This is a genomic window from Phytopseudomonas dryadis, assembly GCF_004327355.1.
Classification (GTDB): Bacteria; Pseudomonadota; Gammaproteobacteria; order Pseudomonadales; family Pseudomonadaceae; genus Aquipseudomonas; species Aquipseudomonas dryadis.
Window position 1 is genome coordinate 1 of the sequence record NZ_QJUM01000088.1, and the last position, 454, is coordinate 454.

Below are 454 nucleotides of genomic sequence, written 5' to 3' on the forward strand. Positions count from 1 at the left end.
GATAATAAACAACTAATCAAAGATGCGCTTCAAGCGCCTAAAACACGTTCGACTACAAATGCAGCAGCAGATGCTAAAAAGATTCGACCAATTAAAGCGAATCAAGTACAACCACTTAACAAATATCCAGTTGTTTTTGTACATGGATTTTTAGGATTAGTAGGCGATAATGCACCAGCTTTATACCCAAATTATTGGGGTGGAAATAAATTTAAAGTTATCGAAGAATTGAGAAAGCAAGGCTATAATGTACATCAAGCAAGTGTTAGTGCATTTGGTAGTAACTATGATCGCGCTGTAGAACTTTATTATTACATTAAAGGTGGTCGCGTAGATTATGGCGCAGCACATGCAGCTAAATACGGACATGAGCGCTATGGTAAGACATATAAAGGAATCATGCCTAATTGGGAACCTGGTAAAAAGGTACATCTTGTAGGGCATAGTATGGGTG

General features: G+C 37.9%; 1 protein-coding gene. It reads left to right on the forward strand.

Annotated features, from left to right (window positions below; translation table 11 throughout):
* The coding region (locus DNK34_RS25340; protein WP_425273945.1) for an esterase/lipase family protein at window positions 1–454 on the forward strand (454 nt) is incomplete at both ends.